Origin of the sequence: Paracoccus chinensis, assembly GCF_900102885.1 — a bacterium.
In the GTDB taxonomy this organism is placed as follows: domain Bacteria; phylum Pseudomonadota; class Alphaproteobacteria; order Rhodobacterales; family Rhodobacteraceae; genus Paracoccus; species Paracoccus chinensis.
The window spans coordinates 35,124-61,172 of the sequence record NZ_FNGE01000014.1 but is presented as its reverse complement, the minus strand read 5'-3'; the positions used below and the strand labels follow the sequence as shown (position 1 = coordinate 61,172).

The window sequence follows — 26,049 nt, the reverse complement described above, 5'->3', positions numbered from 1 at the left end:
GCTGTGGGGAGGACGGGGCCGACCGGGGCCGGCCCCAGGATCGTCAGGCGCTGCCGATGCGGCCGCCGCCCTGGCGGGTGATCGCGACAACGGCCGGGCGGACCGGCATGGCGTCGTCGAAGTCGGGCCAGCGGGTGGACAGGTCCTCGTAATACGAAGGCCGCCCATGGCCCTCCCAGTCCTCGCCGCCGTCGCCGGGGTGCTGGACCGCGACGAAGAAGGTCGTCATGTCCTCGGTCGGGCAGGGCCCGCAGAGCTCGCCCCCCACCGGAACGCGGTAGAACAGCCGCGAGGTGCCGCGTGCCTCGCCTTCCGTGTCCACGGCCCAGAGCCCGTCCGTCCGGCCCGTATCCGAGGACGAGTTGCCGTCGGTCGAGACCCACAGCCGCCCGTCGGCATCCACGGCGGCGTTGTCGGGCATCCCGAACCAGCCGTTCGCGGTCGTTTCGGTCGAAAAGGTCGCGCCCACCTCGGCGATCGAGGGATCGCCGCACTGAAGCAGGACTTCCCAGCGGCCGGTGGTGGCGGTGAAGTCCTCGCCTTCCTCGATGATCTCGATGATATGGCCGAAGGCGTTCTTTGCACGCGGGTTGGCGGCGTCGGCTTCCTCGCGCTTGGTGTTGTTGGTCAGCATCACATAGGCGCGGCCGTTCGCGGGGTTCGGCTGGATGTCCTCGGGTCGGTCCATCGGCGTCGCCTCCAGCAGGTCGGCGGCACGGCGCGTCTCGATCAGCACGTCGGCCTGCGACTGAAAGCCGTTCGCGGCAGTCAGCGGGCCCCGGCCCTGGACCAGCGGCAGCCATTCCAGCGAGCCGTCCTCGTGGAAGCGCGCGACATACAGCGTGCCTTCGTCCAGCAGGTCCATGTTGGCGGCGCGGTCCTCGGGGTTGTAGCGGCCCGCCGTCACGAACTTGTAGACATAGTCGAAGCGCTCGTCGTCGCCGAGGTAGAAGACGACGCGCCCGTCCTTCGCCACGACGCTTTCCGCGCCCTCGTGCTTGAAGCGGCCCAGCGCCGTGCGCTTCTTCGGCACCGAGTTCGGGTCCATGACATCGACCTCGACGATCCAGCCGAAGCGGTTGGGCTCGTTCGGCTGCTTCGAGACATCGAAGCGGTCGTGGAACCTGCCCCAGGCATAGGTGGATTCGGGGATGCCCAGACGCTCGTAGTTGGCGGCCTCGGGGTGGCCCTCGGGCAGCTCGCCCATGAAGTAGCCGTGGATGTTCTCCTCGGCCATGATGTAGGTGCCCCAGGGCGTGATACCCCCGGCGCAGTTGTTGATGGTGCCGAGGACCTTCGTGCCGGTCGGATCGTCGGGCGTCTGCATCCGGGCGTGGCCGGCGGCGGGGCCGCGGATCTCCATCGGCGTGTCTGCGGTGATGCGGCGGTTCAGCGCGCCGTCCAGCACGACCGCCCACTTGCCGCCCGTGTTCCGGCGGATCTCGACCACGGTGCCGCCATGGGCCGCCATCTCGATGTCCACGCGCGTGCGGTCGGCCTCGGAGACGGTGATCTCGCCGTCCTTCACCGTGACGATGCCGGGGAACATCAGGTGCTCGTTGGTGTATTCGTGGTTGACGCACAGCAACCCGCGGTCGGCGCTGCCCTCCAGCGGCACGAAGCCCACGAAATCATTGTTGTAGCCGAACTGGCGGCGCTGGGCCTCGGCCGTCTGGGCCTTGGGGTCGAAGTCCGGCGCATCGGGGAACAGCCTGTCGCCCCAGCGCAGCAGGACATCGGCGTCATAGCCCTCGGCGACATGGTGGTCGGCGTCCACGCCCGCCTCGACCTCGGGGAAGCTGAAGGCCGAGGCGCCCTGGGCCTTTGCCTCGGACGCCGCCATCATCGCCAGCGGGCTGACGGTCGCAGCGATCGCCGCCGTCGCCATCGAGCCCTTCAGGAAGCCGCGCCGGGAAAAGCGGGCCGCGATGATCTCTCCCATCGTGCGGTTCGCGGTCGGGTTGGTGCCCGGCCCACAGGCTTCCTCGAGCCGCGTGGTGCGGAATGGCGTCTGGTTCGTCATGGCTGTCTCCTGCGTGAGCGCCTGTCGGCGCGCTCCGTGGCGTCACGCGGTTCTCCGCGTGCCCGGGGCTTAGGAGGTGATCGTGAAGATCAGGTGACAGATTCTGGAGGTTGCGGGGCGGGTCCCGCTAGCTGCCGCTGGTCGCCCTGAACTGCACGCGCGCCGACCGCCCCTTGGCATCGACCACCGTCAGCGCGGAAAAGCCCTGCGGCGCAGGCAATTCGGCTACCGGATCGGATCGGCCGATCGCCACGGGCGCGCCGTTCAAAAGCCAGTTGTAGGGCGGGGTGCCGCCCTTCGCCCGCACGACCAGCGCAGCGGCGGACAACTCGACCTCGGCGCCATCAGGGGGAAACTGGATCGTCAGCGGCTCGGGCGCGCGCAGGGCTGGGCCCGCAGGCGGCACCTCGCCTGCGGGGACGAAGCGGCGCAGGGGTCGGGGCAGGGCCGCGTTCGGAACCGTCAGCGCGGCCTCGGGCGGGGGCGGCAGGGGCACGGCGCGGGGCCCGAGGGCATCGAACAGATCGAACAGCACGGGTGCTGCATAGTCGCCCCCGAAGGCGCCGGGCACGGGCGTCCCGTCCGGGCGCCCCATCCAGACGCCCGCGACGAAGCGCCCGTCGAAGCCGACCGCCAGCGCATCGCGGTGGCCGTAGCTGGTGCCGGTCTTGAAGGCCACCCGCCCCGCCGCGCGGCCTCCCGGCGGCAGGATGCCCGAAAGCACGTTCGCCACCTGCCAGGCTGCGACCGGGCCGAAGGCGGGTGCGCCCGGCTGCTCGGTCCTGCCGGGACGGTCGTGCAACCGCACGGGCTTGCCGCCACGCGCCAGCGTCGCATAGCCTTCGACCAGGTCGGCAAGGCTCACGCCCGCGCCGCCCAGCACGACGGCCAGCCCCGGCGCGTCGCCCTGCACCGTCACGTCCATCCCGGCGCGGCGGAAGGCCGCCATGACGCGGGCGGGACCCAGCGCCTCGGCGACGCGCACGACGGGCAGGTTCAGCGATTCCACCAGCGCCTGCCGGATCGTGACCGTGCCGCGGAAGCGGTTGTCGAAGTTCTGCGGCTGCCAGCGGCCGAAGGCGGCGGGGCGGTCCTCGATCAGCGTCTCGGGGTGGATCAGCCCCTCGTCGAAGCCCAGCGCATAGACGAAGGGCTTGAGCGTCGAGCCCGGCGAGCGCAGCGCCCGCGTCATGTCCACGAAGCCGCCCGAGGCGCCGTCCGCGAACTGCGCCGTCCCCACCTGCGCGAGGATTTCCCCGCTGCGATGGTCGGCCAGCAGGATCGCGGCCGACACCTGTTCGGCCTGACCGGCGACGGCGCGGGCCGCCAGCCGTTCGGCGGCGGATTGCAGGCGGGCGTCGAGGGTCGTCTCGATCCGGGGGGCGCCGGGGTTCTCGCGCCGCAGCCGGTCGGCCAGCAGCGCGGCATGGGCGGGGAAGGGGCGGCGGCTCTCGGGCAGGGGCGTCGCGCGGGCGGATTCGGCGGCTTCGGCGTCGATGATGCCCAGGGCCAGCGCCCGGTCGATCACGCGGTCCCGCGCGGCCCTTGCCGCTGCCCGCGCCGCGGCCAGGTCGGGTCGGCGCGTCTCGGGCGACTGCGGCAGGGCGACCAGCAAGGCAGACTCGGCGGGCGTCAGGCGGCGCGGCTCCTTGCCGAACCACATGAGGCTCGCCGCACGCACCCCTTCGGTGTTGCCGCCATAGGGCGCGAGCCGCAGGTAGAGGTCGAGGATACGCTCCTTGCCCAGCCGCCGCTCCAGCGCCAGCGCGACTCTCGCCTGCCGCAGCTTGGCGCGCCAGTCACCCGTCGCCCCCCGCTCCAGCAGCCGCGCCGTCTGCATCGACAGGGTCGAGGCGCCCGAGACGATTCGCCCATGCGTCACCGCCTGCCACGCCGCGCGCAGGACGGCGCGGCGGTCCACCCCGTCGTGGTGGTGGAAACGCCGGTCCTCCCACCCGACCAGCATCGACAGGAAGCGCGGGTCCACGCCCTCCTGCGGAGGCGCGAGCCGCCACAGCCCGTCCTCCACCGGAAAGGCCCGCAGCAGCGTGCCGTCGCGGGCGAGGACCTCGGTCCCGACCGGCACCGTCAACGGCGGCAGTTCCGTCGCGTCGATCCAGCGGTCCCAGGCGGTCCGCGCCCGATCCCCGCCATGGGCCAGCAGCCCCAGCGCGACAGTCAGCGCAAGCAGGCGGCGGCCGAGGGGGCGTTCGCTATCGGCGAGCCTCACTGGCCGCTGCTTGCTGCCGTCCCTGGCCAGCGCCACCTTGCGCCCAAGGCGACTGCCCCTCTCAGGGCGTGACGATGGTGCGGCCACTGTCGGTCCAGCCCCGCCGTTCCGGGCGGTACATGTCGGCCACGGTCGCCGCCGGATGGGCGAAGTCCCCCGCCGTCACCGCGCGCAGCCGATAAGCCAGGCGGACCGGCTGGTCGTCGTGGGTGGTCAGCGCGGCCGCAAAGCGGTCCTGCCGGAACTCGGTCATGTCGGCCCATTCGGTCACCTGCAGCCAGTCGAGGCCATCAAGGTCGCCCTGCGTGAGAAGGTTCGGGTTGTCGATCTCGAAGCCCGCGGGCAGCGGATCGGTGATGATCAGCCTCCCCCCGCTGGCCTCGAAGGGCCGGACCTCGACCACCGCCACAAGCCGCGTGCCGCGCGCGACCTGCGCGGGGTCCACAGGCTCGCCCTCGGGCGTGTAGTAGCTGCGGCTGATCGAGAAGGCCGTCCCGCCCGCAGGCTCGGCCTCGACCGGGACGGCGGTGGCGCTGACCGTGACCGCCAGCGGTGCGCTGCCGGTGTTGGCTAGCGTCATTGCCGGCACCGCGCCCGCGTCGCCCAGGTCGGCCGAAGGCGAGGCGAGCGGCGCGCCGTTCAGCGTCAGCTCCTCGGCCGCGCCGCTCAGCGCCTGCGCAGCCAGCACGATCCACGCGGCCTCCTGCGTGGAAAGCCGCCCCTCGGATGCCTCGATTCCAGCCGAGATGGCGGCGACGGCGCCCTCGCGGTCCACGGCCTGGCTGCCCGCCTCGGCGGCCAGAGCCAGCATCCCCGCGCGGTCGCGCAGCAGCGTGCCATAGTCCGGACGGAAGCCCTGCGTCGGCTCGCGCCCTTCCTCCGACAGCGCCTGCGCGCGGCGGAACATGGCGTCGGCGCGAGTCTGGTCGCCCAGCGCCGCAAGTGCCGCGCCAAGTTGGGCCGCGGCGAGGGGCGTGGCGAAATGCTCGGCCCCCGTGTCGGCGTAGTAGCGCAGGTCGCTGACCACCGCCGCCCGCTCGCGTGCCAGCACATAGGCCGCATAGGCGGTGGCCGCGTTCTCGGTCGCATCCGCGAATTGCGGGTCGCTGGCCGCGTTCAGCCCGTTCTGCAGCGCCGACAGCGCATTGCGGAAGGCGGTGTCCGGCACGGCATGGCCCGCCGCGCGCGCGCGCGCCAGGAAGTCGGTGACATAGGCATCCAGCCAGCGGTCGCCCGACTCTGCCGTCCACAGCCCGAAGCCGCCCTCGGGCGTCTGCCGGGTCAGGATCTGGGCGATGGCTTCTTCCACGGCCCTGGCGTCGTCGGACCGGGGCGGCGCCCCTTCCGGCGCAAGGCTTGCCGCGTGAAGCAGCGGCATCGCCGCCGAGGCGAGCTGTTCGCTGCAGCCATAGGGCCAGGCGGCCAGTTGGGCGATGGCGGCGGGCACGTCCAGCGCCGCGAAGGCGCCGGAGGACAGCACCACCCGCCCGGTGCCGGGGCGGAAGGTGCCCAAGGGGGTCAGGTCCAGCGGCAGCGTCTCGCCCGGCGCGAGGGTCAGGCGCATGGCGCGGGTCACGGACGGGTCCAGCCGCTCGACCGGGATCGACAGGTCCTTGGTCAAGGTCTGGCCGTCCGGCAGGCTGGCCGACAGCCGCAGCTCCGAAAGCCCCTGCGTATCGGGCGCGGCCAGCACCAGCGGCAAATCGGCACTCTGCCCCTCGGCCAAGGCAGTCTCGGGCGCAAGCTCGGTGGTCAGGGCGACCTCTGCGGCGTTCGTGACGGACAGCCCGACCGGCCCCGCAGGCCCGGCGGCATGGGTCAGCCGGACCTGCGCCTCGGCCCGGTCGCCGGGGGCGAGAAAGGCCGGCACCGTCGCGGTCACCACAACCGGGTCGCGCACCAGCATCGTGGTGTCGGTCTGGCCGACCGCGCCCTCGGTCCAGGCGACGGCCATCACCCGCACCTCGCCGTTGAAGTCGGGCAGCGGCACCTCGACGGTGGCCCGGCCCTCGGCATCCAGCTCCAGCGGCCCCGAGAACCAGGCCATCAGCTTCTCGGTCGGAGGCGGCGCCTGCGTCTGCATGGACCCCGCGTCGCCTCCGCTGCGCAGCGCCCCGTCGGCAGCGCCCGAGGGCAGGATCAGCCGCCCGTAAAGGTCACGCAGGCCCACGCCCAGACGGCGCTGGCCGAAGTAATGCGCGGTGGCCGAGGGCGGCTTGTAGCCGGTCAGGTTCAGGATGCCCTGATCGACCGCCCAGATCGTCGCATGGACGGCCTGCCCCGGCTGCGCGCCCGTGACCGCCAGCATCACCTGCGCCGCCCCGCGCGGGTCGGCTTCGGTTGGGGCGGTGAGGGTCGCGGCCAGCACCCGGTTACCCGGATCGACGGCGGCAGGGGCGATGCCCAGCGCGCGGATCGGTGCATGGCCCGCGTCCTGCGACAGGGGCCGGATGGCACTGGCGGCGACATAGACGCCCGCGTCCCAGTCATCGGTGACGGGCAGTTCCACCTCGTTCCGGCCCGCCGTGACCGGGACCGGTTGCAGTGAGATCAGTCCGTTCGACAAGACCGAGACCAGCGCCACCCCATCAGCCGCGGCCTCGATGGACAGGCGCGCGGTTTCGCCGGGGCGATAGGCGGGCTTGTCCAGCGTCACCCGCAGCCGGTCGGGCGTGTCGCTGCCCGCGCCCGCCGCGCCCCAGCCCGCGTCGAAGGGGATCGAGCTTTCCGCGCCGTCCTGCGTCCGCAGCACGAGTTCATAGCTGCCCCAGTCCACCGGCACCGACAGCGCGGCAGGCCCTTCAGCGGTGGTGGACAGCGTGCCCGAGGCCACGCGGCTGCGGCGGGTCACCGGCTCCCAACTCCAGTCGCCGCCGATGGCGAACCACTGGTAGTCGGTCTGGATGCGGTTCAGCGTCCATTCCAGATCCGCGGCGACCGGCGCGAGGTCGGACCCGAGCGCCACGACGCGGAAGCCCGCCGCGCTGCCCTCGGCCACGCTGCCGCCCTCGAAATCGGGGCGGATGCCCAGCGCCGTGCGGCCGGGGGCAAGGACGCGCGTCACGCGCCGTTCCACCGGGCGGCCCGCGCCTTCGCGCACCGACAGAGAGAGCGTGGCGTCCCAGGGACGCGCGGCGGCCTCGATACCGGGCGGCAAGTCGATGCGGGCGGCGAAATGGCCCGCGGCGTCGGTGCGTCCGGCAGGCATCGTCACCACATCGGGCTCGCTGGTGTCGTCATGACGGCCGAAGACATAACCCTCCCAGCCCGGCAGGCTGCGGGCGGGTGACAGGCGCAACTCGCCCTCGACGGGCAGGTCGGCGGCGGGGGCGCCGAAGAGCCAGCGGGCGTCGAAACCAGCCTGAACCGGCTGGCCGGCGGGCAGGGCGCCTTCGGGCAGGGTCAGGTCGAAGTCGATGCGTTCGGGGCGGAAATCCTCGACCAGCAGCCGGGCCGAGGCCAGGGCGGGGCCGTCCTCCTCGACCCGCAGGTCGATGCGCCACGCGCCGCGCGGGGCGTTGGCGGGGATGGGGAAGTCCAGCACATGTCCGCCCGCGCCCGCAGCCTGTGGCGTCAGCCGGGCGTGTTCGACGCCATCGGGGCGGATCACGCGGGCCTGCACCGGCAACCCGTCCAGCGCCTGCGCGCGGCCGTCGCGGGCGAGGATCGTCGCATGCGCCGTCTCGCCTGCACGATAGGCGCCGCGGTCCAGCGCCACGAAGAGGTCGATCGGCGGAGCAGGCGGGGCGCCCTCGACGCCCCGGTCGGACAGATCGAACTCGGGGTCGATCAGCGAGAGGAAGGCGAGGTCGGCGATCCGCTCGCCGTCCCGCCGGGTGGCGGTCACGATACCGGGGGCGGCCGCGCCGGTGCCGCGCACGAGCCCCGCGTCGAAGCGGGCGATGCCGTCTGCATCCGTGACCGCAGTTCCCAGCACGGCATTGCCGCGCGAGACGAGTTGGACCTCGACGCCCGCCTGCGCCGCCGCATCGCCCAAGCCCCGGACGGCCACGGTCAGCCCGTCGCTGCCCTGCCATGTCGTCAGGCCGAGATCCGAGATCATGAACCACTGCGAGGCGCGGGGGCTGCGGTCTGTGGATTGCCCCGGCACACCGGCGTTCAGCACATAGACGCCGGGATCGAGCACCAGCCCCGCCTGCCGCAGGTCGATGCGGGATGCGGCCTCTTCGTTCACAGGCCGGGCGCCGCCGCCCGCAGGCGCGGCCACGTCCATCCGGCCCCGCCAGATCTCGCTGCCCAGACCATCCTCGAAGCGGCCCGCCTTCCAGTCGTCCAAGGGCGTCGCGAACAGGTTCTCGCGCAGGGCCTGCACGATGTTGCGGTCGGACATGCGATAGAGCGTCAGGTCCACGCTGTCCGTGTTGACCGTCGTCAGCGTCAGCCCCTGATCGCCGGTCGCGGGCAGCACATAGGCCCGCCCGGCGAAGCGCGCGAGCGGCGCGCGGTCGCGGACATATTGCGATTGCTCGACGGTGCGGCGCAGGGTCTCGCCTTCCTCGGACGGCAGGCCTGCGCGCAGGGCAAAGCGAAGCACCTCGCCGCGCGGGGCGCCGGTGATGCAAAGGTCATAGCCCTCGGCCTCGACCGCCAGCGCGGGGTCGGGAAGCTGGACAAAGGGGCGCAGGTCGATCTCGCGCGCCAATGGCTCCGAGAAGCTGGCGCAGACGCGGGGTTCGGGACCATCCGTGTCGGCGCGGCTGCCGGTCACGCGGAAGCCGTGACGCTCCTCATAGCCCTCGCGCTCGGCGGCAAGCTCGGGGTTGCCCGGCTCGGCCTCGGCGGCGGTGCGGATCGCGCGCAGGGCCTCGCGGCCGCGCCCCTCTTCCTCGGCCAGTCGCGCCCAGAGCCGCAGCATCCCCGTGCCCGCGCCCGGATCGCGCAACCAGGCGTTCAGCGCGGCAAGCGCGGCGGACCGGCGCAACTGGTCGTCGCGCTGGCCGCCCTGGGGACCGGCGACTTCGTCCATGGCGGCGGCAAGCGCCGCCCAGTCCTCGGGCGCGTCCGTCAGCGCGGCGGCCGCACCCAGCCAGCGGATGCGGGTCTGGGCATCAGGGGCCGAGGCCGCCTGCGCGCGCAGTCCCGCCGTGTCGCTGCCATCGCCGGGATAAAGTGTCGAAAGCCGCGCTGCCTGGTCGGCCAGCTGCCGCCGGTCCTCGGGCCCGATCCAGTCGGCCCGGGCCAGCCGGTTCGCCGCGCGGTCCAGCACGGCCGGATCGCCGGGCACTACGATGCCCGACTGCGCGCCCGCGAAGGGCTGCGGCTCGCCCGGCCGGGACTTGAGGAAACAGGCGCGCGAGCGGGCATTCCAGGTCAGCGCGGCGCAGCCGTCATTGGCAAGGCAGGCCTGCACGCAGGCGTCCTGCCCGATCTGGCGGATCATGGACAGGTCGTTGCCCGGCAGGTCGGTGTCGGATCGCAGCACGACGCGGGCGGGGGGCAGGACATCCTGCGGCGCGACCTGCGCCCCGGCGGGCCAGGCTAGCATCGCCAGCCCCAGCGCCGCCACGACCCCGCGCCAGCCTTGTTCGGTCACACGCGCCATGATCGTCTTCTCTCCACCCCAGCTGTCGGGCATCACGCTGCCACAGTTCGGAGCGGGCGGACAATCACGCTGTCGCGCGAGGCACCTCGGGGCGTCCCGCTCCGGTCACCCGCGCCGGAAGACCGAGCCGAGCAGCCCGTCGATCCGGCTGTGCCGGGCCTCGAACAGCGTGATCCGGCCCAGAGGTGGCCAGGACAGGCGCAGAACGGCGGCTCGGCGCACCCGCCGCGCCTCGCGTTCCACCAGCGACTGGATGTCGTCGATCTGCTCGCCGCGCCGCAGGTAGAACCATTCCGTGCCGCGCGGCGAGGGGCGGCGGCGGAACAGCCGCCAGCCGCCCCGCATCCGGGCCAGAAGCCGCTGTTCCAGCGCATAGGCATGGGGCATGGTGACCGAGCAGACGATCCTCAGCCTGCCGTCGCCCGGGCGCTGCAACTCGCGCCGGCGTTCCAGCGTGGGACGGCTGGTGAAGCCCAGCTTGAACAGCCTCGGATCGTTGTCCGGCTGCATCAGATAGACGGTGCCCGTGGGTGCCCGGAAATCGAACCAGCCGATCCTTGTCGAACGGCTGGTCCCGTTCTTGATTTGTTTCTTCATTGTTAATGCTGGCTACGCCTGCGGCGAGGCGGACGCAAGGGCCGAGCGGCCTTTCGCGGTCGCATGACGCTTGCCAGAGGGGCCGCGATGGCTTATGGGCGCACTCTTGGCCCGAAGAACCTTGGGCGGCGGGTCATGGCAGCCCGGCCGCGAGGGACATGGCGCCACTCACCGGGTGCGCCGCATCCCTTTCTGGTAAGTATCAATGACAGATCTCGATCTCGCCGCGCCGCTGGCCGCGGCCCTGGCCTCCAAGGGCTATGACAGCCTCACCTCCGTCCAGCAGGCCGTGCTGGCCCCCGAGGCCGCGGGGCGCGACATCCTGGTGTCGGCGCAGACCGGCTCGGGCAAGACCGTGGCCTTCGGGCTGGCCATGGCCGGCGACATCCTGGACGGCGACCGCCTGCCCGAAATCCCGCTGCCGCAGGCCCTGGCCATCGCGCCCACGCGCGAGCTGGCGCTGCAGGTCGCGCGCGAACTGGACTGGCTTTACGCCGACGCGGGCGCGCAGATCGCCACCTGCGTGGGCGGCATGGACTATCGCACCGAACGCCGGGCGCTGGCGCGGGGCGCGCAGATCGTCGTGGGCACGCCGGGTCGCCTGCGCGACCACCTGGAACGCGGCAGCCTGGACCTGTCGGCCCTGCGCGCCTGCGTGCTGGACGAGGCCGACGAGATGCTGGACCTGGGCTTCCGCGAGGACCTCGAGTTCATCCTGCAATCCGCGCCCGCCGAGCGCCGCACGCTGATGTTCTCGGCCACCGTGCCGCCGGCCATCGTGAAGCTTGCCACCGAGTTCCAGAAGGACGCGCTGCGGATCGTGGCCCAGGGCGAGGCACGCCAGCATGGCGACATCGCCTATCGCGCGATCAGCGTGACGGGACGGGACCGCGAGAACGCGATCTTCAACCTGCTGCGCTTCTACGAGGCGCAGACGGCCATCGTCTTCTGCAAGACGCGGGCCAACGTGAACCACCTGCTGGCCCGCATGGGCAACCGCGGCTTCAAGGCCGTGGCGCTGTCGGGCGAACTCAGCCAGCAGGAACGCACCCACGCGCTGCAGGCGCTGCGGGACGGGCGCGCGCGGGTCTGCATCGCGACGGATGTCGCCGCGCGGGGCATCGACCTGCCCGGGCTGGAACTGGTGATTCACGCCGACCTGCCGACGAACTCGGAAACGCTGCTGCACCGCTCGGGCCGGACGGGTCGGGCGGGGGCCAAGGGGGTGTCGGCGCTGATCGTCACCTCGGCCGACTACAAGAAGGCGCAGCGGCTGCTGCAGGGCGCCAAGGTCGAGGCCGAATGGGGCCGCGCGCCTTCCGCCGACGACGTGCGCGCAAAGGACGACATGCGGGTGCTGGAGCATCCGGTGCTGACCGCCGAGACCGGCGACGAAGTCGCCACCGCCGCGCTGCTGCTGGAACGCTTCGGGGCCGAAGGGGTCGCCGCGGCCTTTGTGCGGCTGTGGCGCGAAGGGCGGCCCGTCCCCGAGGAACTGGCGGACCTGCCCGCCGCGCCCGACGCCCGGCCCGCGCCGCGCGAGCGGGGGGATTTCGGCGATGCCGTGTGGTTCGCGCTGTCCGTGGGCCATACCGGCCGCGCCGAGGCGCGCTGGCTTCTGCCCAAGATCTGCGAAACGGGCGGGATCACCCGCGACGCCATCGGCGCGATCCGGGTGCGGCAGGACGAGACCTTTGTCCAGATCGCGACGGCCTCGGCAGGCCGCTTCGGCCAGGAGGCCGAGCTTGAGCCCGGCCTTTCCATGCGCCGCCTGTCGGGCGAGCCGAACTTCGAGCGTCCCGAGCACGGGTCCGAGCGCGGTCGGACCTTCCGTGGCGGGCCCAAGACTGCGGACCGCTTCGCCGGAAAGCCGGCACGGCCCCGTCGCAGCGCCGGAAGCGACGAGCAGGGCGGCTTTTCCGATCACGCCAAGCCGGGCCCGCGCCCGGCCGAGGGTACCAGGAAACCCAAGGCCGCCGGGAAGACCGGATCGGCCCCGTGGGACAGCGCGCCGCGCGAGGCCCGGTCCCCCCGGACCGGGAGTGCCCCGGCAGGCCCCGCCGCGCCCCGCGCCAAGTTCAAGCCCAAGGGCGCGGCCGGCAAGCCGTCGAAGCCGGGCAAGCGCTGACGGGACCGGCCGTCTGGGCCTTCAGACTTCCAGGAACGGCATTCAGGGCGGCGGGGCACAGGCTTCGCCGCCTTTTCCGTCCGGATGCCCCCTATTGCCGATAGGCGCGGCATGACCTCGCGGCTATCGTCCGGGCATCGGCACCATCAACAGCACAGGGGAGGAAACGCCATGAGCAAGCGCGCCGTCGTGGTCATCGACATCCAGAACGACTATTTCCCGGACGGCCGCTACGAGCTTGTCGGCATCGAGAAGGCTGCCGCCAACGCCGCCCGCGTGATCGAGGCCGCGCGCGAGCAGGGCGACCGCGTCATCCACGTCCAGCACGTCTTCCCCAGCGAAGAGGCACCCTTCTTCACCCCCGGCTCGCCGGGCAGCGAGATCAACCCGGTCGTGGCCCCGAAGGCCGATGAAACCGTCGTGGTGAAGAACGCGCCCAACCCGTTTCTGAAGACCGACCTCAAGAAGATCCTCGACGAGGGCGGGATCGAGGAGGTCGTGGTCGTCGGCGCCATGAGCCACATGTGCATCGATGCGACCGCCCGCGCCGCCAGCGACTATGGCTACAAGACCACGGTGGTGCAGGACGCCTGCGCGACGCGCGATCTTGAATACGGCGGCATGACCGTGCCCGCGGCCTCGGTCCATGCGGCGATGATGTCCGCGCTCGGCTTCGCCTATGCGACGGTCACGGACACTGACAGCTACGTCCGGCAGGGTGCGACCCAGGCCACCGTCTGAGCGGGGCTGCCGTTCGGGGTCCGCGCGGTTGCCTTGCGGCCGCGCGGCCTATTCCCCGTATTGCCGGGTCATCACCGCGCCCAGGTGGCGCAGCGCCTCGGGCAGCGCCTGCCGCCAGAAGATCCAGTCGTGCTTGCCTTCGGTCACGGTGAAGCGGTGGCGGATGCCCGCGTCGTTCAGCGCCAGGTGGACGGCGGCGTTGCCCGCGAAGAAGGGATCGTCGGCGGCCAGCGTCAGGTAAAGCCTTGGCCAGCGCGCGAAGGGGCGCGGCTCGACCTGACCGAGCAGGGACAGGACATCCGCGCGCTTCCACGCCTCGGTCAGCCGTTCCTTTGCAACGAGGCCCGGCCCGAAGGCGCCGCCGAAGCGCAGGTCATAGTCCTCCTGCTTCATCGCGATGAACTGCTCGGGCGTGCGGAAGGCCGCGCTCAGCGCCGAGGCGCCGCCGAACAGGTCGGGATGGCGAAGCTGGTGCAGAACGGCGGCAAAGCCCCCCATCGAGATGCCCATGAGGCCCCGCGTCCTCGGGTCGCCCGTGGTGCGATAGCGGCCCTCGACTTGGGGAATGAACTCCTGAAGGAACATCTCGGCCCAAGGGTGGCGGCCGTCGGCGTCGTCCAGGAAATAGGTCGCCCGCGGGTCGCCCGAGGCGCGGCGGCCATCGGGGGCGACCGCAATGACCGGGGGGATCTCGCCCGCAAGGATCAGCCGGTCCAGCACGAGTTCGATCCCCGCCATGCGGAACCAGTCGGCGGGCTGGCCGTCGCCCGCTCCATGCAGCAGGTAGATGACGGGGTAACGGCGGCTGTCGGCGTCATATCCCGGCGGAAGGTAAAGGGCATATTCCACCGGATGCCCCAGCAGCTTGCTGGCCAGCACGTTGCTTTCGCGCAGGGTGCCCGCGCGATCGGCCGCCCGGACGCGCAGGGGCGCGGCAAGGGCCGCGGCGGCGGTCAGTCCGAACAGGTGGCGTCGTGTCAGGTGCGTCATCGGTGTTTCCTGCCCGCCCCTGTCAGAAGCGGAAGCTGTAGGTGAGGCCCAGCGAGCCGCCGCGCAGGAACTTTTCGGACTGGTCCGAGCGGTTCCAGAACCAGCGGTTGTTGGCATAGTTCGACCAGGTCAGCGTCACCTGCGGCGCCACGGTCCAGCTGAGCGAGTAGCTGTAGTCGGGATCGCTGTCGCGCTGGTCGCCCGGCAGGTACAGGTACCCGGTCATCCGCAATGACAGCTTGTCGCCCAGCGGCAGGCCGCAACTGAGCCCCGCGTTCTCGGAGCCGCGGGGCGCCGCGCTGGCGAAGGCCGAGCAGCCGAGCTTCCGCGTCGTGCCGGGCAGGCTGATCGGCGGCAGCGGCCGCGACAACTGCAGCCGTCCCTCGCCCAGGCCCGCGAGGCCGCGCCCGCCGGTGAAGGCGGCGGTGTAGTTGGCATAGGTCAGCGTCAGGTCCTTGGTCATCCGCCAGGTCAGCGCATAGGTGTATTCGGCATCGCCGTGGCTTTTCTGCCCCTCCAGCGGATAGCCGATCATCGAGGCGCTGAAGGCCAGCCGGTTGCGATAGTTCAGCGTGCATCCCAGCGTGGACGACAGCTTGCCCGTTTCGAGCGCAACCGATGCGCCCAGCGTGCAGCTTGTCCTGAGATTGGCGGGCACGGACGAGGCGCGTTCCACAGGCGCAGGTTGAGGCTGCCGGGGCACGGCAGGGGCAATGGGGCGCGGCTGGGCTGTCCGGGCAATGCGCGGCTCTGCTGCGGGCAGAGCGGACGGCGGATCGCGGCGGGGGCGCGCGGCTTGGGCAACCGGCGGGTCAGGCAGGGGCCGGGCGCGAGAAGACCGCTCCGCCGGAAGGCTTGCGGGGGATGTGCGTTCCGTCGTGGGCTCAGGGGCCTGTGGGCGGGCAGGCTTCGGCCGCGGGCGCTGGACGGTCCTGTCGGGTTCGGCTGCGGCAGCATCGCTTGCGGCCGGGTCCGCGGCGCCCTCGCGTTCGAGAAGCTGCATCGGCTCGACTGTCACGGTTCCCTTGTTTTCGGGCGGCGCGTCGGATGGCGGGGACGTCTCCTCGGCAGAGGGCTGTCGGTCCCGAGCGGGTACGAGAGATGCCTGCGGTGCCGCGTGGTCCCGCTCTGCCTCAGGTGCCGATTGTTGAGGCGGGGCAGGCGCGGTGTCAGGGCCGGCCGGTGCCCTTGCTTCTTGTGTCTGCGCAGGCGGGGCGGGCTGCTGCTCGCGCCGCGACACTTGCCCGGAAGCGTCCTGACGTGCCGTCGCGGTGGCGGCTGCTGGCGCTCGTTCAGGCTGTGCCGTCGCCTGTTCCTGCGGCGCATGGCGCGTGGCTTGCCCGGGGGCGGGCTGCCGTGAGGGAGCAGGCGGATTGGCCGCTTGCGGCTGCCCGGGCTGGGCAGTTGCCTGCTCCTGCTCCTGCTCCTGCTCCTGCTCCTGCTCCTGCTCCTGCTTCGCCTGTCGTGGCTGCTGATCGCGGCGCTGGGCTTGCTCGGAAGCCTCTTCCTGCCGCGGGGCAGAGGGAGAGTTGCCCGCCTGTGTCCTCTCGCGCGGCCCTGCCGCTTGTGGCTGGGGTTCAGGGTCAGGTGCGGGCTCGTTCCGCTCGGCGGTGTCGGGTGCACGAACTGCGGGTGGCTCAGTGGCCGCCTCGGATCGAGAGGGCTCGTCTGCCTCGGGCGGCGCCTCTGGTGCGGCTGGCTGGCGCGGCTCTGCCTTGGGCGAGGAGGCGGGCGCGGGCTGCGCCTCGGACGTCTGGTCATCTTGGGACGTCCCGGCGGATGGCTGAGGCGTCGTAGGGGCGGCCGGAGCAGGCGCATCGGCAGCCGCCGCGACCGGAGCAGGCGGCGGAGCAGGGGGAGGACCCAGCAGGCAGGCCTCGATGCGGGTCGCGGTCTCTGCCACGCCGGGCGGCGCTTCCCCCGTGGACACGCGGTCGCAGCGGCGCGCCGCCGTATCGCAGGTCAGGTCCACCCGCCAGCGCGCCATGGCGGGCGCGTCGCCGATGATGGCGCTGCCGTTCGCGTGGATCCGGTAGGCGAACCCGTCCACCATCCCCTGCTGCCAGGTGCCGCCGAAGAGAGCCGAAGGCACGTCGGCGTGCCGGACCTCGACGCCGGACGCGCCGGGCAGCGGGGTTTCCCCGTCCGCGCCCACGCAGGACGTGGCGGCCGCGGGGCCGCCGAGGGTGCCGCAGATCGCAAGGACCGCAGCACCGGCCCGTTTCACCGCGGCGCCTGCATCAGTGGACCGAAGCGCCGGAACGCCTCGGCCGACAGCACGGTCGAATTGGTGTTGGCGGTGATCGAGCCGTTCACCGCGCCGTCCTGTTCATAGATGCCCTCGGGCCAGCCGCGCGCGGGATCGGCAATGGGGCGGATCGCCTTCATGAGCTCGCCCGTGTATTCGGTCGCGAACAGCGCGTCCCAGCCGAAGGCGGCCTTGGTGGACAGCGTCCGGCGGCTGTCGATGCGGTCGCCCCCGAAGGTCAGGACCGCCCAGGGCTGGCCGCCGCCCCAGACCGAGGCATAGGCGAAATAGGGCTCGGTGTTCAGGTGACCCTCGGTCACGCCGGTCAGGGCGCCGGTGCGGCGATAGCGCATCTCCTGCGCGCGATAGACGACGGTCGCGAACAGGTGCGTCAGGCTGTCGAAGCCGTATTCCAGCCCGTCGAAGACATAGGGCTCGCTGGTGGTGAGCGCCGGCGTCTGGTTGCGGTTGAGGCGGGTGTCTACGGGGATCGGCACGCCCTCGACCTCGACCACCTGCAGGTTGGGGCGCACGTCCATCGCGGCGGTCGCGTCGAAGCCCCAGAGCATCATGCCCTTGGCGCCATAGCGCTCATAGCCGATGCGGCCTTCCTGGTTCTGCCGCACGGCGCCGTCCACCACGTTCGCGCCGTTCAGCCAGCCGTCGCGCACGACGCGGTCGAGGTCCCAGCCCGAGACCATCCGCTCGATCGGCTCGGCCTGTTCGGGATGATGGCGCTGCACGATCTTCAGCGCCGACATCAGCCGCGCGATGTCCAGCGCCGACCAGCCCAGGCCCACGGTGGTCGGGCGGTTGGCATAATCCACCATCTGCAGCGTGCGGGTGTCATAGGCCTTGTGGGGCAGGCTGTCCTCGAACAGCACCAGCCGCGACAGGGACTCGACGACCCTGGCCGTCCGTTCCGCCGCCTCGGCGCGGTCGATGATCGCCAGCCGCTCGGCCGAGATGATGGCGACAAGATAGGAGGCCGTTTCCCACATCGTGGTGGAAGGATAGCCGTCCACCGAGCCAGCAAGCCCCGTCGTCGGATCGGTGTTGTTGCGGAAATAGGTCCAGGCGATGCGCGCGGCCTCGTCGTCCGCGCCATCGGGGCGGACGCCGGCCGCGACGGGCAGGGGCACGACCCCCTCGAACGGTTTCAGGGGATCGCGCCGCTCGCTGGCCATCGAACCCACTCCTTCCAGATACAGGATCAGCGCCGCGCCGCAGACCAGCGCCAGGACAAAGACGATATGGCTGCGGGCGCGGACAAGATTGCTGCGGAAACTCATGCCGTGCTGGCTCCTTCATCGAGATTGTCTTGGGGCTGCCAGAGCGCGGCCCCGATCATCCCCGCCATGGCGAGGCAGTTGTTCAGCCCCCAGAGGGCATTCGTGATCACGCCGGGCAGCGTGTGCCCGGTCCCGCCTAGCCCCAGCGCGGCCAGCGCCCAGAGGGCCGCGCCCACGGTCAGCACGACCACGGCGATCTGCGGCAGGACCAGCCGCAGGTGGCGGCCCGCCTGCCGGTTCTTGGGCGTGACGGGAAACGAGATCTTGCGCCCCCGCAGCACCGTCGCCAGCGCCCGCAGCCCGACCGGGAAGAAGGCGAGGTAGTTCGTCTTGCCGGCATAGCCCGGGATGCCCCAGGTCCCGACCATCATCGCCAGTTCCAGCAGGATCAGGAACGGGATCGAATGGGCGAAGAAGGGCAGTGTATAGGCCGAGACCGGCGCGATGCCGGTGGCCAGATAGACGATGGGCGCCGACAGGAAGATGACGTTCCACAAGGGCGCGAGATAGGACCAGAAGGTCGCGCCATACATCAGCCGCTGCGGCAGGGTCAGCCCGCGCCGGAACAGCGGGTTGTCGTTGAACAGGATGTCGAGGCTGCCGCCCGCATACTTGAACCGCTGGATGGTCCAGGACAGCAGGTCCTGCGGCGACAGCATCCGGGATTCGATGGTGGGATGTAGGACGGATTTCCAGCCGCGCTCGCGGTCGGAATGCAGGACGATCGAGGTGTAGATGTCCTCGGACACGTGGAAGCGGTAGGGGGTCAGCACCTCCTGCACGACGGCCTCGGTGCGGATCGCGGACATCAGGTCGGGGTCCACCTGGCGTTCGCGCGTGGTGAGCGTGATGCGTTCCTCGGCGGCGATCACGCGGCGCTCCACGCTGTCGCCGAACGACCGCAGCGCGGCCTCCATCACCGCCTCGCGCCGGTGGATGGACGCGGCCCCGCAGCAGAAGGCCGCGTTGGCGCGGTTTCGGCGGCGCAGGATCACGTCGTAGAACATCTGCGGGTCGTTGACGAACGGGTCCTGGCCAAGCCGGATCTCTCCCACCAGCCGTTCAAGCCCGCGGCCCACCCGCCGCGCGACAGACCCGAGGCGGCGGCCCAGCCGGTCCTGCAGCCGCTCGCCTTCCGGCAGGTCATAGAACCATTGCGGGGTCTGGACCCAGGCCATGCGCGGATCGCGGAAATGCCCCAGCGTGTGTTCCAGGATCGTCGGGAAGGGGCGGGTGTCGGCGTCCAGGATCACGAGGAAGTCGCCCGAGGTCTGTTCCATCGCGTGGCGCAGGTTGCCGGCCTTGAAGCCCTCGTTCGTGGGACGGGTCAGGTAGTTGACGCCCTCCTGCGCGCAGACCTCGCGCATGGCGTGGCGGCGGCCGTCGTCGCAGACATGGATGCGGATGTCGATCGGATGGGGATAGCGGATGGCCTTGGCGTCGATGATGCCGAGGCGGACCAGTTCCGGGTCCTCGTTGTAGGTCGCGAAGAACAGGTCCACCGCGATGGGACGGCCGGGGTCCTCGACCACGGCGCCCTGGCCCGCGGTTTCCCCGACGGTCGCGGGCGGGTCGGGGATGCGGACGGGCTGGTCCTGCCACAGGTTGTAGATGAACAGCAGCAGCCCGAAGAAGGCCAGCGTTTCCGCCAGCACCATCGGCACCGCGAACCACATGGCGTCCGGGTTCAGCGAATGGGTCCAGCGCCACCACAGGTACCAGCCGCCGACCACCACCGTCAGCGTGGCCAGGAACTGCCACAGGCTTTCGCGCCATGGTGAGTAAGGCAGGGGAGGGGGCGGCGTCCGGTCCTCAAACCGGCGGAAGTAGTCGTCCATCACGACCCCTGCGCCACGCGCCGCGGCTTGCCCCATTCCCAGGGCGCGGGGCCGAGGCCGATGGTCCAGGCCAGCGGCCGGAACCGCGACAAGCCGTAGGCCGTCAGGAAGGCCAGTGGCAGGACAACCACGAAGCGCGACACCACGATCATCCAGGGCTGCATGAGTTGCCCCAGCCCCACCGACAGGATTGTCACGTCATAGATGTCGATCACCATCGGGTGAATCAGGTAGACGCCGAAGGTGAACTGGGCGAGCCAGCTCCACTTGGGCGACCAGTCCAGATGCTGCCTGCCCAGGAACAGCGCGAACATCAGCAGCGGCATCAGGAAGTGGCCGTAGAAGGCCCAGCCCTGGCGCACGCCCCAACTGCCGGTCATCAGCGCCTGCCCGAAGAAGGGGATCGTCGCCATGTAGGCCACGGCCGCGAAGTAAAGCCCGCCGCGCCGGATCAGGCGCGACTCGCCGCGCGGGATGCCGTCCCTCCACAGCCCGTAAAGCGCGAAGGCCGCCAGCCCATAGCCCACGTAGCCCAGCACCTTGGTCGCGCGGATCAGGTAGTCGCGGAAGGACGGGTCGAGCCCCAGGCCCCAGATGTAGCCCTGGATGTGCTGCATCGCACCCAGCGTGGCGAAAAGCGCGATCCCCAGCACCGGATAGCGCATCGCCAGCTTCATGACCGGGTAGAACATGAAGATCAGGAACAGCGTCGGCAGGAAGTGCATGTGATACTGCGACTTGCCCAGCACGAAATAGCCGAGCCACACGCCGGGATCGCGCAGTTGCTCCCAGATCTGGGGCGCATAGTTCAGCGCGTCGGCCTTCATCAGACGGAAGAAGGCGTAGAACAGCGTCCAGACCGCGAAGGGCACCAGAAGCCGCCGCGCCTGTTCGGCGATGGCCGCGCCATAGGAGGGATCGCGCCGGTCCACCCGCATCGCCATCAGGAACAGCGAGAAGAAGAAGAACATCTCGGACCCTGAGAATTCGGCCACCGAGCGCAGCAGCACGGGCACGATGCGTTCCTCGGGCGTGGCGTTCGGGAAGACGCCGCCCGAGAAATCGGTGGTCGAATGGATCAGGACGACGCCCAGCGCCGCGCAGACGCGGTTGGCGTCGAACCAGACGAGGCGATTTTTCTTGGGGGTCATGGCTGCACTCGCTGGGGCAGGGGGCACATCTGGGCGGAGGTGGCGGCGGCGACGGTCACGGGCGCCGGTGCGGGCAGGCCGTGCGGTTCCAGCCCGCAGGCGGTCGCGGCGATGCTGCCGTCGGCCTGCACGACCGGGTGGCAATACAGGAAGTCAACCGCCGACACCCCGGCCTCGGCGGCGGGGGTGGCCTGGCAGTTGCAGCAGTCCTGCACGGGTTTGGGCTGCGGCAGGCAGCGGTTGGCGCGGGTGTCCTGATGCGTGAAGGCCGTGTCCCAGACCTGTGTGTTGCCGTTCAGCTTCTTCAGGATCGGCCCCTGCTCCTTGTAGAGCAGCGAGGCCAGGATGATGCCGTTGTTGTTGGCGGTCTGCAGCGGGATGTAGCCGTTGCCGTTCTCGTAAAGACCCTCGTAGAAGCCGCTGTCCTCGGTGGACAGGTCGCCCACCGCCTCCATCAGCAGGTCGGTGTAGGGGGTTTCCCACAGCGCCCACATGCCGATCGCGGCCTTGGCTGCGATGGCGGCGCGTTCGGGGCGATAGACATCGCTGGGGTCCAGCGTGCTCCAGGCGAAGCCGTTGGCCCAGATGGAATCGTAGACGAAGAACGGGGCGCCATCGACCTGGTGCTCGGACCGGGCGGTCATGATCCCGGTTTCCTCGAATCGGCGCTGCTGGACCAGGTAGATGCGGTTGGCGAACTCGGCCCGCCATCCCTGTGTCGCAAGGCCGGGCGTGTCGTTCGACATGTCGCCCGGCAGCTTCCAGCCGAGTTCCAGCCCGTCCAGCAGGTAGCTTTCGGTCAGGACCTAGTTCATGTTGCCGAAGATGCGCGGGTCGCGCCCGTCGATGGGCACCCGGACGCCGAAGATCTCGGTGAACTCCACCGGGTCGGGCGACAGCGCGGCGGGGGCCTCGAAGCCCCACAGCTCGAAGCCCTTGGCGGCGTATTGCTCGTATCCCAGACGGCCTTCCTGGACATAGCGCGTCTCGCCCTTGCTGAGGACCGAGCCGAACAGGCTGCCGTCGGGCTTGACCGTGTTGCAGAAGTTCCATCGCAGCACCGCCGCGTCGATGCCGGGCGCGAGATAGGGGTAGCGTTCCTTCATGATCTTCAGCCAGACGAGCATCCGGCCGATGTCCAGGACCGAATGGCCGACCTCGCCGGGCTTGTTGGCATAGTCCACCTTCTGCCCGGTCTTGGTGTTGTAGACCTTGTTCGGCATCTCGCCCCGGAAGAGGTCGAGGTTGCGCAGGGTCTTGATCAGCAGGTTCGCCCGCAGGTCGAATTCGCGTTTGTCGATGATCCCCAGTTCGCGCGCGGCGACCAGAGCACTGACATAGGAGCCCGTGTCCCACAGCGTGGTCGAGGGATAGCTGCCCACCGCGTTCACCAGCCCGGTGTCCGGCTGGTAGCTTTTCACAAAATACTGCCAGGCCGTTTCGGCCATGGCGCGTTCCCGTTCGGTCAGGGGGCCGTGCCGCCCGAAGGGCCGGGCGATGCTGGCGCCGAGGTTGCCGGGGACGGCCGCAGCCTGCGCCTCGGCCGGTGCGGGTGCAGTCGCAGGCGCCGGAGGAGTGGCTAGGGTCGTTGCGCCTGTCGCAGGGGCCGGTGCAGCGGCAGGCGCGGGAGGCGCAGCGGGCACCGCAGGCGCATCGCCTGCCGGTTGGGTCGCCGGGGCAGCCGCTTGCGGCGGCGCGGGCTGCGAGATGGCCGGGACGGTCCCGGTCATCGTCAGGACCACCGCAAGCGAGGCCGAGCCGGCAAGCGCCAGCATGGCCGCGGACGAAAGACGGCGCGTCATGAACCCTCCTGGACTAGGGACGTGGTGGTGGAGGAGATGGCAGAGCGCTGGCGCAGCGCCTGCTCGAACAGGCGGATGCCGTCGCGCAGGTCCTGGAAGGCGGCCGAGCCGGGGTCGGCCTGCGCTTCCCGTTCCTGCCCGCGGGCAAGCGCGGTCAGTTCGGCCGCGCCGAAGGTCGCGGCGATGCCGGCCAGCGAATGAAAGGTGCGCCGCGCCACGTCCGGCCCGACCGCCTCGCCGCGCGACAGGGCGTCCAGCACGCCCCGGTGGCGCGCGAGGTCGTCAAGGCTCGCCGCGATCAGGTCGGGCAGCGCCTCCTCTCCGATCTGGCTGGCAAGCTCGGCCAGGCGCATGTCGATTTCTCCGTCTGCCTCCTTCGCCAAGGGGGCATCACCGCCGCGCGGAGCGGGGGTGGGCAGGGCGGGAGGCAGGTGCCCGGACCAGCGGTGCAGCGCGGCCCGCAGCGCGGCGGGGTCCAGGGGCTTGGTCAGCACCTCGTTGCAGCCGGCGGCAAGGCAGGCGTCCTGCTCGGCCCGGCCCGCATGGGCGGTCAGGGCGAGGATCGGCAGGCGGGCGGACCCGCCCTTCAGCGCCCGGATCTGTCGCGTCGCCTCCATCCCGTCCATGACCGGCATCGAGATGTCCATCAGGATCAGGTCGAAGCTTTCGGCCTGCGCCGCGCGCACCGCCTCGGCCCCGTTCGCGGCGAAGGCGAGGCGCTGGCCGAGCTGTTCCAGAAGGACGCGGGCCACGACCCGGTTTGTCGCGTTGTCCTCGGCCACAAGGATGCGCATCGAGGGCAGCGGCGCCTCGGCCCCGACCCGGTCGGTGCCGGCAAGCGGCTCGGCCACGGGCAGCACGACGTCCAGCCAGAAGGAGGACCCGGCGCCGGGCTTGCTGCTGAAATCCATGCGCCCGCCCATCAGCTCGGCCAGGCTGCGCGAGATGGCAAGCCCCAGGCCCGTGCCCCCGAAGCGGCGGCTGTAGCTGGCGTCGAGCTGGTTGAAGCGGCCGAAAAGCTGATCCTGCTTGTCCAGCGGGATGCCGATGCCGTCATCGGTCACGCGAAAGCGCAGGGCGACCATGCTGCCAGGCGCGGCCTCGCCCTTGTCCTCGTCCTGGCGGGTGACGGAAAGCTCGACCCGGCCGTCCTGCGTGAACTTGACCGCGTTGCTGACGATGTTGGCCAGGATCTGCCGGATGCGCGGCCCGTCGCCGTGAAGCCAGCGGGGCAGCGCCTCGTCCATGTGGGCAGACAGCGCGATGCCCTTGCTGCGGGCGGTTTCGGCGTAAAGGTCGATGGTGCCCCTGACCAGCGCGCCCAGGTCGAAGGGCGCGGGCTCAAGTTCCAGCCGCCCTGCCTCGATCTTCGACATGTCCAGCACGTCGTTCAGGATGACCAGCAGCGCCTTGGCGCTGGACTGGGCGATGCGGATCTGTTCGCGCCGGGTGCCGTCCTCAAGCTGCGCCTCGATCGCCGCCAGCATCCCCAGGATGCCGTTCATGGGCGTGCGCAACTCGTGGCTCATGATCGCCAGGAACTCGGACTTGGCGCTGTTGGCGCGCTCGGCCCGGTCCAGCGCGTCGCGCAGGGCGCGCTGCTGTGCGATCTCCTTTGTGACGTCCTGCAGCGAGCCTGTCAGCACCTCGGGCTGGCCCTGGTCGTCATAGGACATCTCGGCCGTGCCCCGGACCCAGCGCTGGGTGCCGTCCTTGCGCAGCACGCGGCATTCATAGTTCAGCTGGCGCTGCCCGCCCTTGACGCCGTTGTCCAGCAGGTCCGCGAACAGCTCCTCGACGCGCGCGTGGTCCTCGGGGTGGACGATGCGCCTGAGCGGCACCGGGCCGTTCGCGGGATCGCGCCCCAGCAGGAAATAAAGCTCATGCGACCAGACGATCCGCTCGGTCTTGTAGTTGCGCCGGAAGCTTCCCAGCCGGGCGATCCGCTGCGCCGCCGCGAGGTTGCGCTGGCTGTCGCGCAGCGCCCGGCGGGCGCGCGCCTCCTCGGTGATGTCCCTCAGCGTGGCCACGGCCGAGACGGGCTTTCCCTCGGCATCGGCCACGATCTCGGAATGCGCTTCCAGCTCGATCACCGCGCCGTCGCTGCGATAGGCGCTGAAGGTCATGTCCATTGGCTCGGGCCGCCCGCTTTCGGCCGAACGGGCCGCCGCCCCGGTTTCGGCGGCGGCCACCTTGTCGCGGTCGGCGGGATGGATCAGGGCGTCGAATTCAGCGACCGTCATGCGCCCGCCGGGGGCAAGGCCGAAGATGCGCGCGAATTCGTCCGACCAGGTGATCTCGTCGCGGGCGTGGTTCCGGCGCAGGTTGCCGATATGGGCGATGCGCTGCGCCTCGGCCAGGTCCTCCATCGCCGTTTCGAGCGAGGAGGACGCCTGCCGCAGCACCCGCCGCTGCATCCACAGGATCACCAGAGTCAGGATGCTGATGACGATCAGGAAGGCCGACAGACGCTGGCCGATGATGCCCGCCTGCGTGACCCGCCAGCGTTCGCTGGACAGGATCCGCCCCAGGCGCGTGAAGCCGTCGATCACGTCGCGGTCCAGGCTCAGGATGTCAGTGGTCCGCATCCGTGCAAGCTGCGACAGCGCGGCCGCCGCCCGCGGCTCCGGCCCCGACAGGCGCGACATGGCGACATCCAGCCGCTCGCGGGTCCGCCGGATCGTGTCGGCGCTTTCGGGGATCAGCTTTTCCAGTCCGGGATGGGCCAGCAGCACCCCCAGCCGGTGCAGCAGAAGCTGGCCCCGTTCCTCGAGCTGCAGCGCCGCGCGATCCTCGGACGTGCCCTTCAGCTGCGCGTCCTGCCATTCGACCACCGCCACGCGGAAGGCGTCGATCCCCAGGTGCAGGTCGAACAGCTCGCTGCGAAGCGCCGAGGTGTCCACCGTCTCCATGTTCCGCCGCAGCACCGAGGGCGCGATCACCAGCGCCGCAAGCACCGCAAGGACGATCGCCGCAAGGCTCACCTGCAGCAGCCGGGTCTGCCATCGCGGGATGGACGGCGGCCTCATGCCGCCGCGTCCTGCCGGTCGAATTCCAGCGTCAGGCGGTTGCCGTCCGGCCCCGAGTCATAGTCGAGCCGGTCCGACAGCCCTGCGATCAGCCCCAGCCCGCGCCCGCTTTCGACCAGCGGGTCCAGGTCGTCCAGGCTGCGCGCGGCGGCAAGGGCGCCCTCGGGCACCCGCTGGCCCCGGTCGCGGATCTCGACCGTCACGGCGGCGTCCCGGATGACCAGCGCGGCCGAGATGGTGCCTTCGCGGCCCTTGTAGCCGTGCAGCACGACGTTGTTCAGCGCCTCGGCCACGGCGATTTCCAGCCCGACCAGCTTTTCCGCCGGCAGGCAGGGGCGGGCGAGGTCGGCCAGGCTGCGCGACAGCCCGTCCACCTCCTCCAGCGTGGCGCGGATGGTGAACTCGGTCCTGCTCATG

General features: G+C 71.1%; 13 protein-coding genes and 1 pseudogene. 2 read left to right on the top strand and 12 right to left on the bottom strand.

Features of this window, described 5'->3' with window-relative positions; genetic code table 11:
• Positions 1 to 43: 43 nt before the first annotated feature.
• From BLQ03_RS13635 to BLQ03_RS13620, 4 genes are all read right to left on the bottom strand, one after another.
• Entirely contained in the window at positions 44 to 2,023 is a 1,980-nt protein-coding gene (locus tag BLQ03_RS13635; protein WP_090756879.1) for a PhoX family protein, read from the bottom strand.
• Positions 2,024 to 2,150: 127 nt separating this feature from the next.
• A complete protein-coding gene (pbpC, locus tag BLQ03_RS13630; RefSeq protein ID WP_090756903.1) occupies positions 2,151 to 4,214 on the bottom strand; it encodes a penicillin-binding protein 1C in 2,064 nt (687 codons plus the stop codon).
• A gap of 100 nt (positions 4,215 to 4,314) precedes the next feature.
• A complete protein-coding gene (locus BLQ03_RS13625) occupies positions 4,315 to 9,849 on the bottom strand; it encodes an alpha-2-macroglobulin family protein (protein WP_245688916.1) in 5,535 nt (1,844 codons plus the stop codon).
• Positions 9,850 to 9,921: 72 nt separating this feature from the next.
• Positions 9,922 to 10,413: a GIY-YIG nuclease family protein gene (locus tag BLQ03_RS13620; RefSeq protein WP_090756877.1), complete on the bottom strand. Its 492-nt coding sequence runs from the start codon at positions 10,411 to 10,413 to the stop codon at positions 9,922 to 9,924.
• 205 nt (positions 10,414 to 10,618) lie between these two features.
• On the opposite strand from BLQ03_RS13620, the gene BLQ03_RS13615 reads away from it, so the two are divergent.
• Positions 10,619 to 12,541, top strand: a complete 1,923-nt coding sequence (locus tag BLQ03_RS13615; protein WP_245688915.1) for a DEAD/DEAH box helicase — start codon at positions 10,619 to 10,621, stop codon at positions 12,539 to 12,541.
• Between the two features lie 171 nt (positions 12,542 to 12,712).
• Positions 12,713 to 13,282: a cysteine hydrolase family protein gene (locus BLQ03_RS13610; protein ID WP_090756876.1), complete on the top strand. Its 570-nt coding sequence runs from the start codon at positions 12,713 to 12,715 to the stop codon at positions 13,280 to 13,282.
• Between the two features lie 48 nt (positions 13,283 to 13,330).
• Here BLQ03_RS13610 and BLQ03_RS13605 read toward each other — a convergent pair whose 3' ends face one another.
• The 8 genes and pseudogenes from BLQ03_RS13605 to BLQ03_RS13570 form a co-directional block, all read right to left on the bottom strand.
• Positions 13,331 to 14,272, bottom strand: a complete 942-nt coding sequence (locus BLQ03_RS13605) for an alpha/beta hydrolase (protein WP_175558880.1) — start codon at positions 14,270 to 14,272, stop codon at positions 13,331 to 13,333.
• Positions 14,273 to 14,294: 22 nt separating this feature from the next.
• Complete coding sequence (locus tag BLQ03_RS18385) at positions 14,295 to 16,499, bottom strand: hypothetical protein (protein WP_175558879.1); 2,205 nt, start codon at positions 16,497 to 16,499, stop codon at positions 14,295 to 14,297.
• Positions 16,496 to 17,812, bottom strand: coding sequence for a DUF3131 domain-containing protein (locus BLQ03_RS13595; RefSeq protein WP_090756873.1), 1,317 nt, complete (start codon positions 17,810 to 17,812; stop codon positions 16,496 to 16,498). The genes BLQ03_RS18385 and BLQ03_RS13595 overlap by 4 nt, the downstream gene beginning before the upstream one ends.
• Positions 17,809 to 19,650, bottom strand: a complete 1,842-nt coding sequence (locus tag BLQ03_RS13590) for a glycosyltransferase family 2 protein (RefSeq protein WP_090756872.1) — start codon at positions 19,648 to 19,650, stop codon at positions 17,809 to 17,811. Before BLQ03_RS13590 ends, BLQ03_RS13595 begins: the two co-directional genes overlap by 4 nt.
• Entirely contained in the window at positions 19,650 to 20,801 is a 1,152-nt protein-coding gene (locus tag BLQ03_RS13585) for an acyltransferase (RefSeq protein ID WP_090756871.1), read from the bottom strand. The genes BLQ03_RS13590 and BLQ03_RS13585 overlap by 1 nt, the downstream gene beginning before the upstream one ends.
• Positions 20,798 to 22,249: pseudogene (locus BLQ03_RS13580) on the bottom strand (DUF3131 domain-containing protein). The gene BLQ03_RS13585 and the pseudogene BLQ03_RS13580 overlap by 4 nt, the downstream one beginning before the upstream one ends.
• 350 nt (positions 22,250 to 22,599) lie before the next feature.
• A complete protein-coding gene (locus BLQ03_RS13575; protein ID WP_090756870.1) occupies positions 22,600 to 25,632 on the bottom strand; it encodes a hybrid sensor histidine kinase/response regulator in 3,033 nt (1,010 codons plus the stop codon).
• Positions 25,629 to 26,048 (bottom strand): ATP-binding protein, encoded by a 420-nt coding sequence (locus BLQ03_RS13570; RefSeq protein WP_090756869.1) that lies wholly within the window; start codon positions 26,046 to 26,048, stop codon positions 25,629 to 25,631. Before BLQ03_RS13570 ends, BLQ03_RS13575 begins: the two co-directional genes overlap by 4 nt.
• Position 26,049: the final 1 nt, after the last annotated feature.

Coding starts and splice junctions, on each gene's coding strand:
- BLQ03_RS13635 (WP_090756879.1), bottom strand. CDS start 2,023: ATGACGAACCAGACGCCATTCCGCACCACGCGGCTCGAGGAAGCCTGT.
- BLQ03_RS13625 (WP_245688916.1), bottom strand. CDS start 9,849: ATGCCCGACAGCTGGGGTGGAGAGAAGACGATCATGGCGCGTGTGACC.
- BLQ03_RS13620 (WP_090756877.1), bottom strand. CDS start 10,413: ATGAAGAAACAAATCAAGAACGGGACCAGCCGTTCGACAAGGATCGGC.
- BLQ03_RS13615 (WP_245688915.1), top strand. CDS start 10,619: ATGACAGATCTCGATCTCGCCGCGCCGCTGGCCGCGGCCCTGGCCTCC.
- BLQ03_RS13610 (WP_090756876.1), top strand. CDS start 12,713: ATGAGCAAGCGCGCCGTCGTGGTCATCGACATCCAGAACGACTATTTC.
- BLQ03_RS13605 (WP_175558880.1), bottom strand. CDS start 14,272: ATGACGCACCTGACACGACGCCACCTGTTCGGACTGACCGCCGCCGCG.
- BLQ03_RS13595 (WP_090756873.1), bottom strand. CDS start 17,812: ATGAGTTTCCGCAGCAATCTTGTCCGCGCCCGCAGCCATATCGTCTTT.
- BLQ03_RS13590 (WP_090756872.1), bottom strand. CDS start 19,650: ATGGACGACTACTTCCGCCGGTTTGAGGACCGGACGCCGCCCCCTCCC.
- BLQ03_RS13585 (WP_090756871.1), bottom strand. CDS start 20,801: ATGACCCCCAAGAAAAATCGCCTCGTCTGGTTCGACGCCAACCGCGTC.
- BLQ03_RS13575 (WP_090756870.1), bottom strand. CDS start 25,632: ATGAGGCCGCCGTCCATCCCGCGATGGCAGACCCGGCTGCTGCAGGTG.
- BLQ03_RS13570 (WP_090756869.1), bottom strand. CDS start 26,048: ATGAGCAGGACCGAGTTCACCATCCGCGCCACGCTGGAGGAGGTGGAC.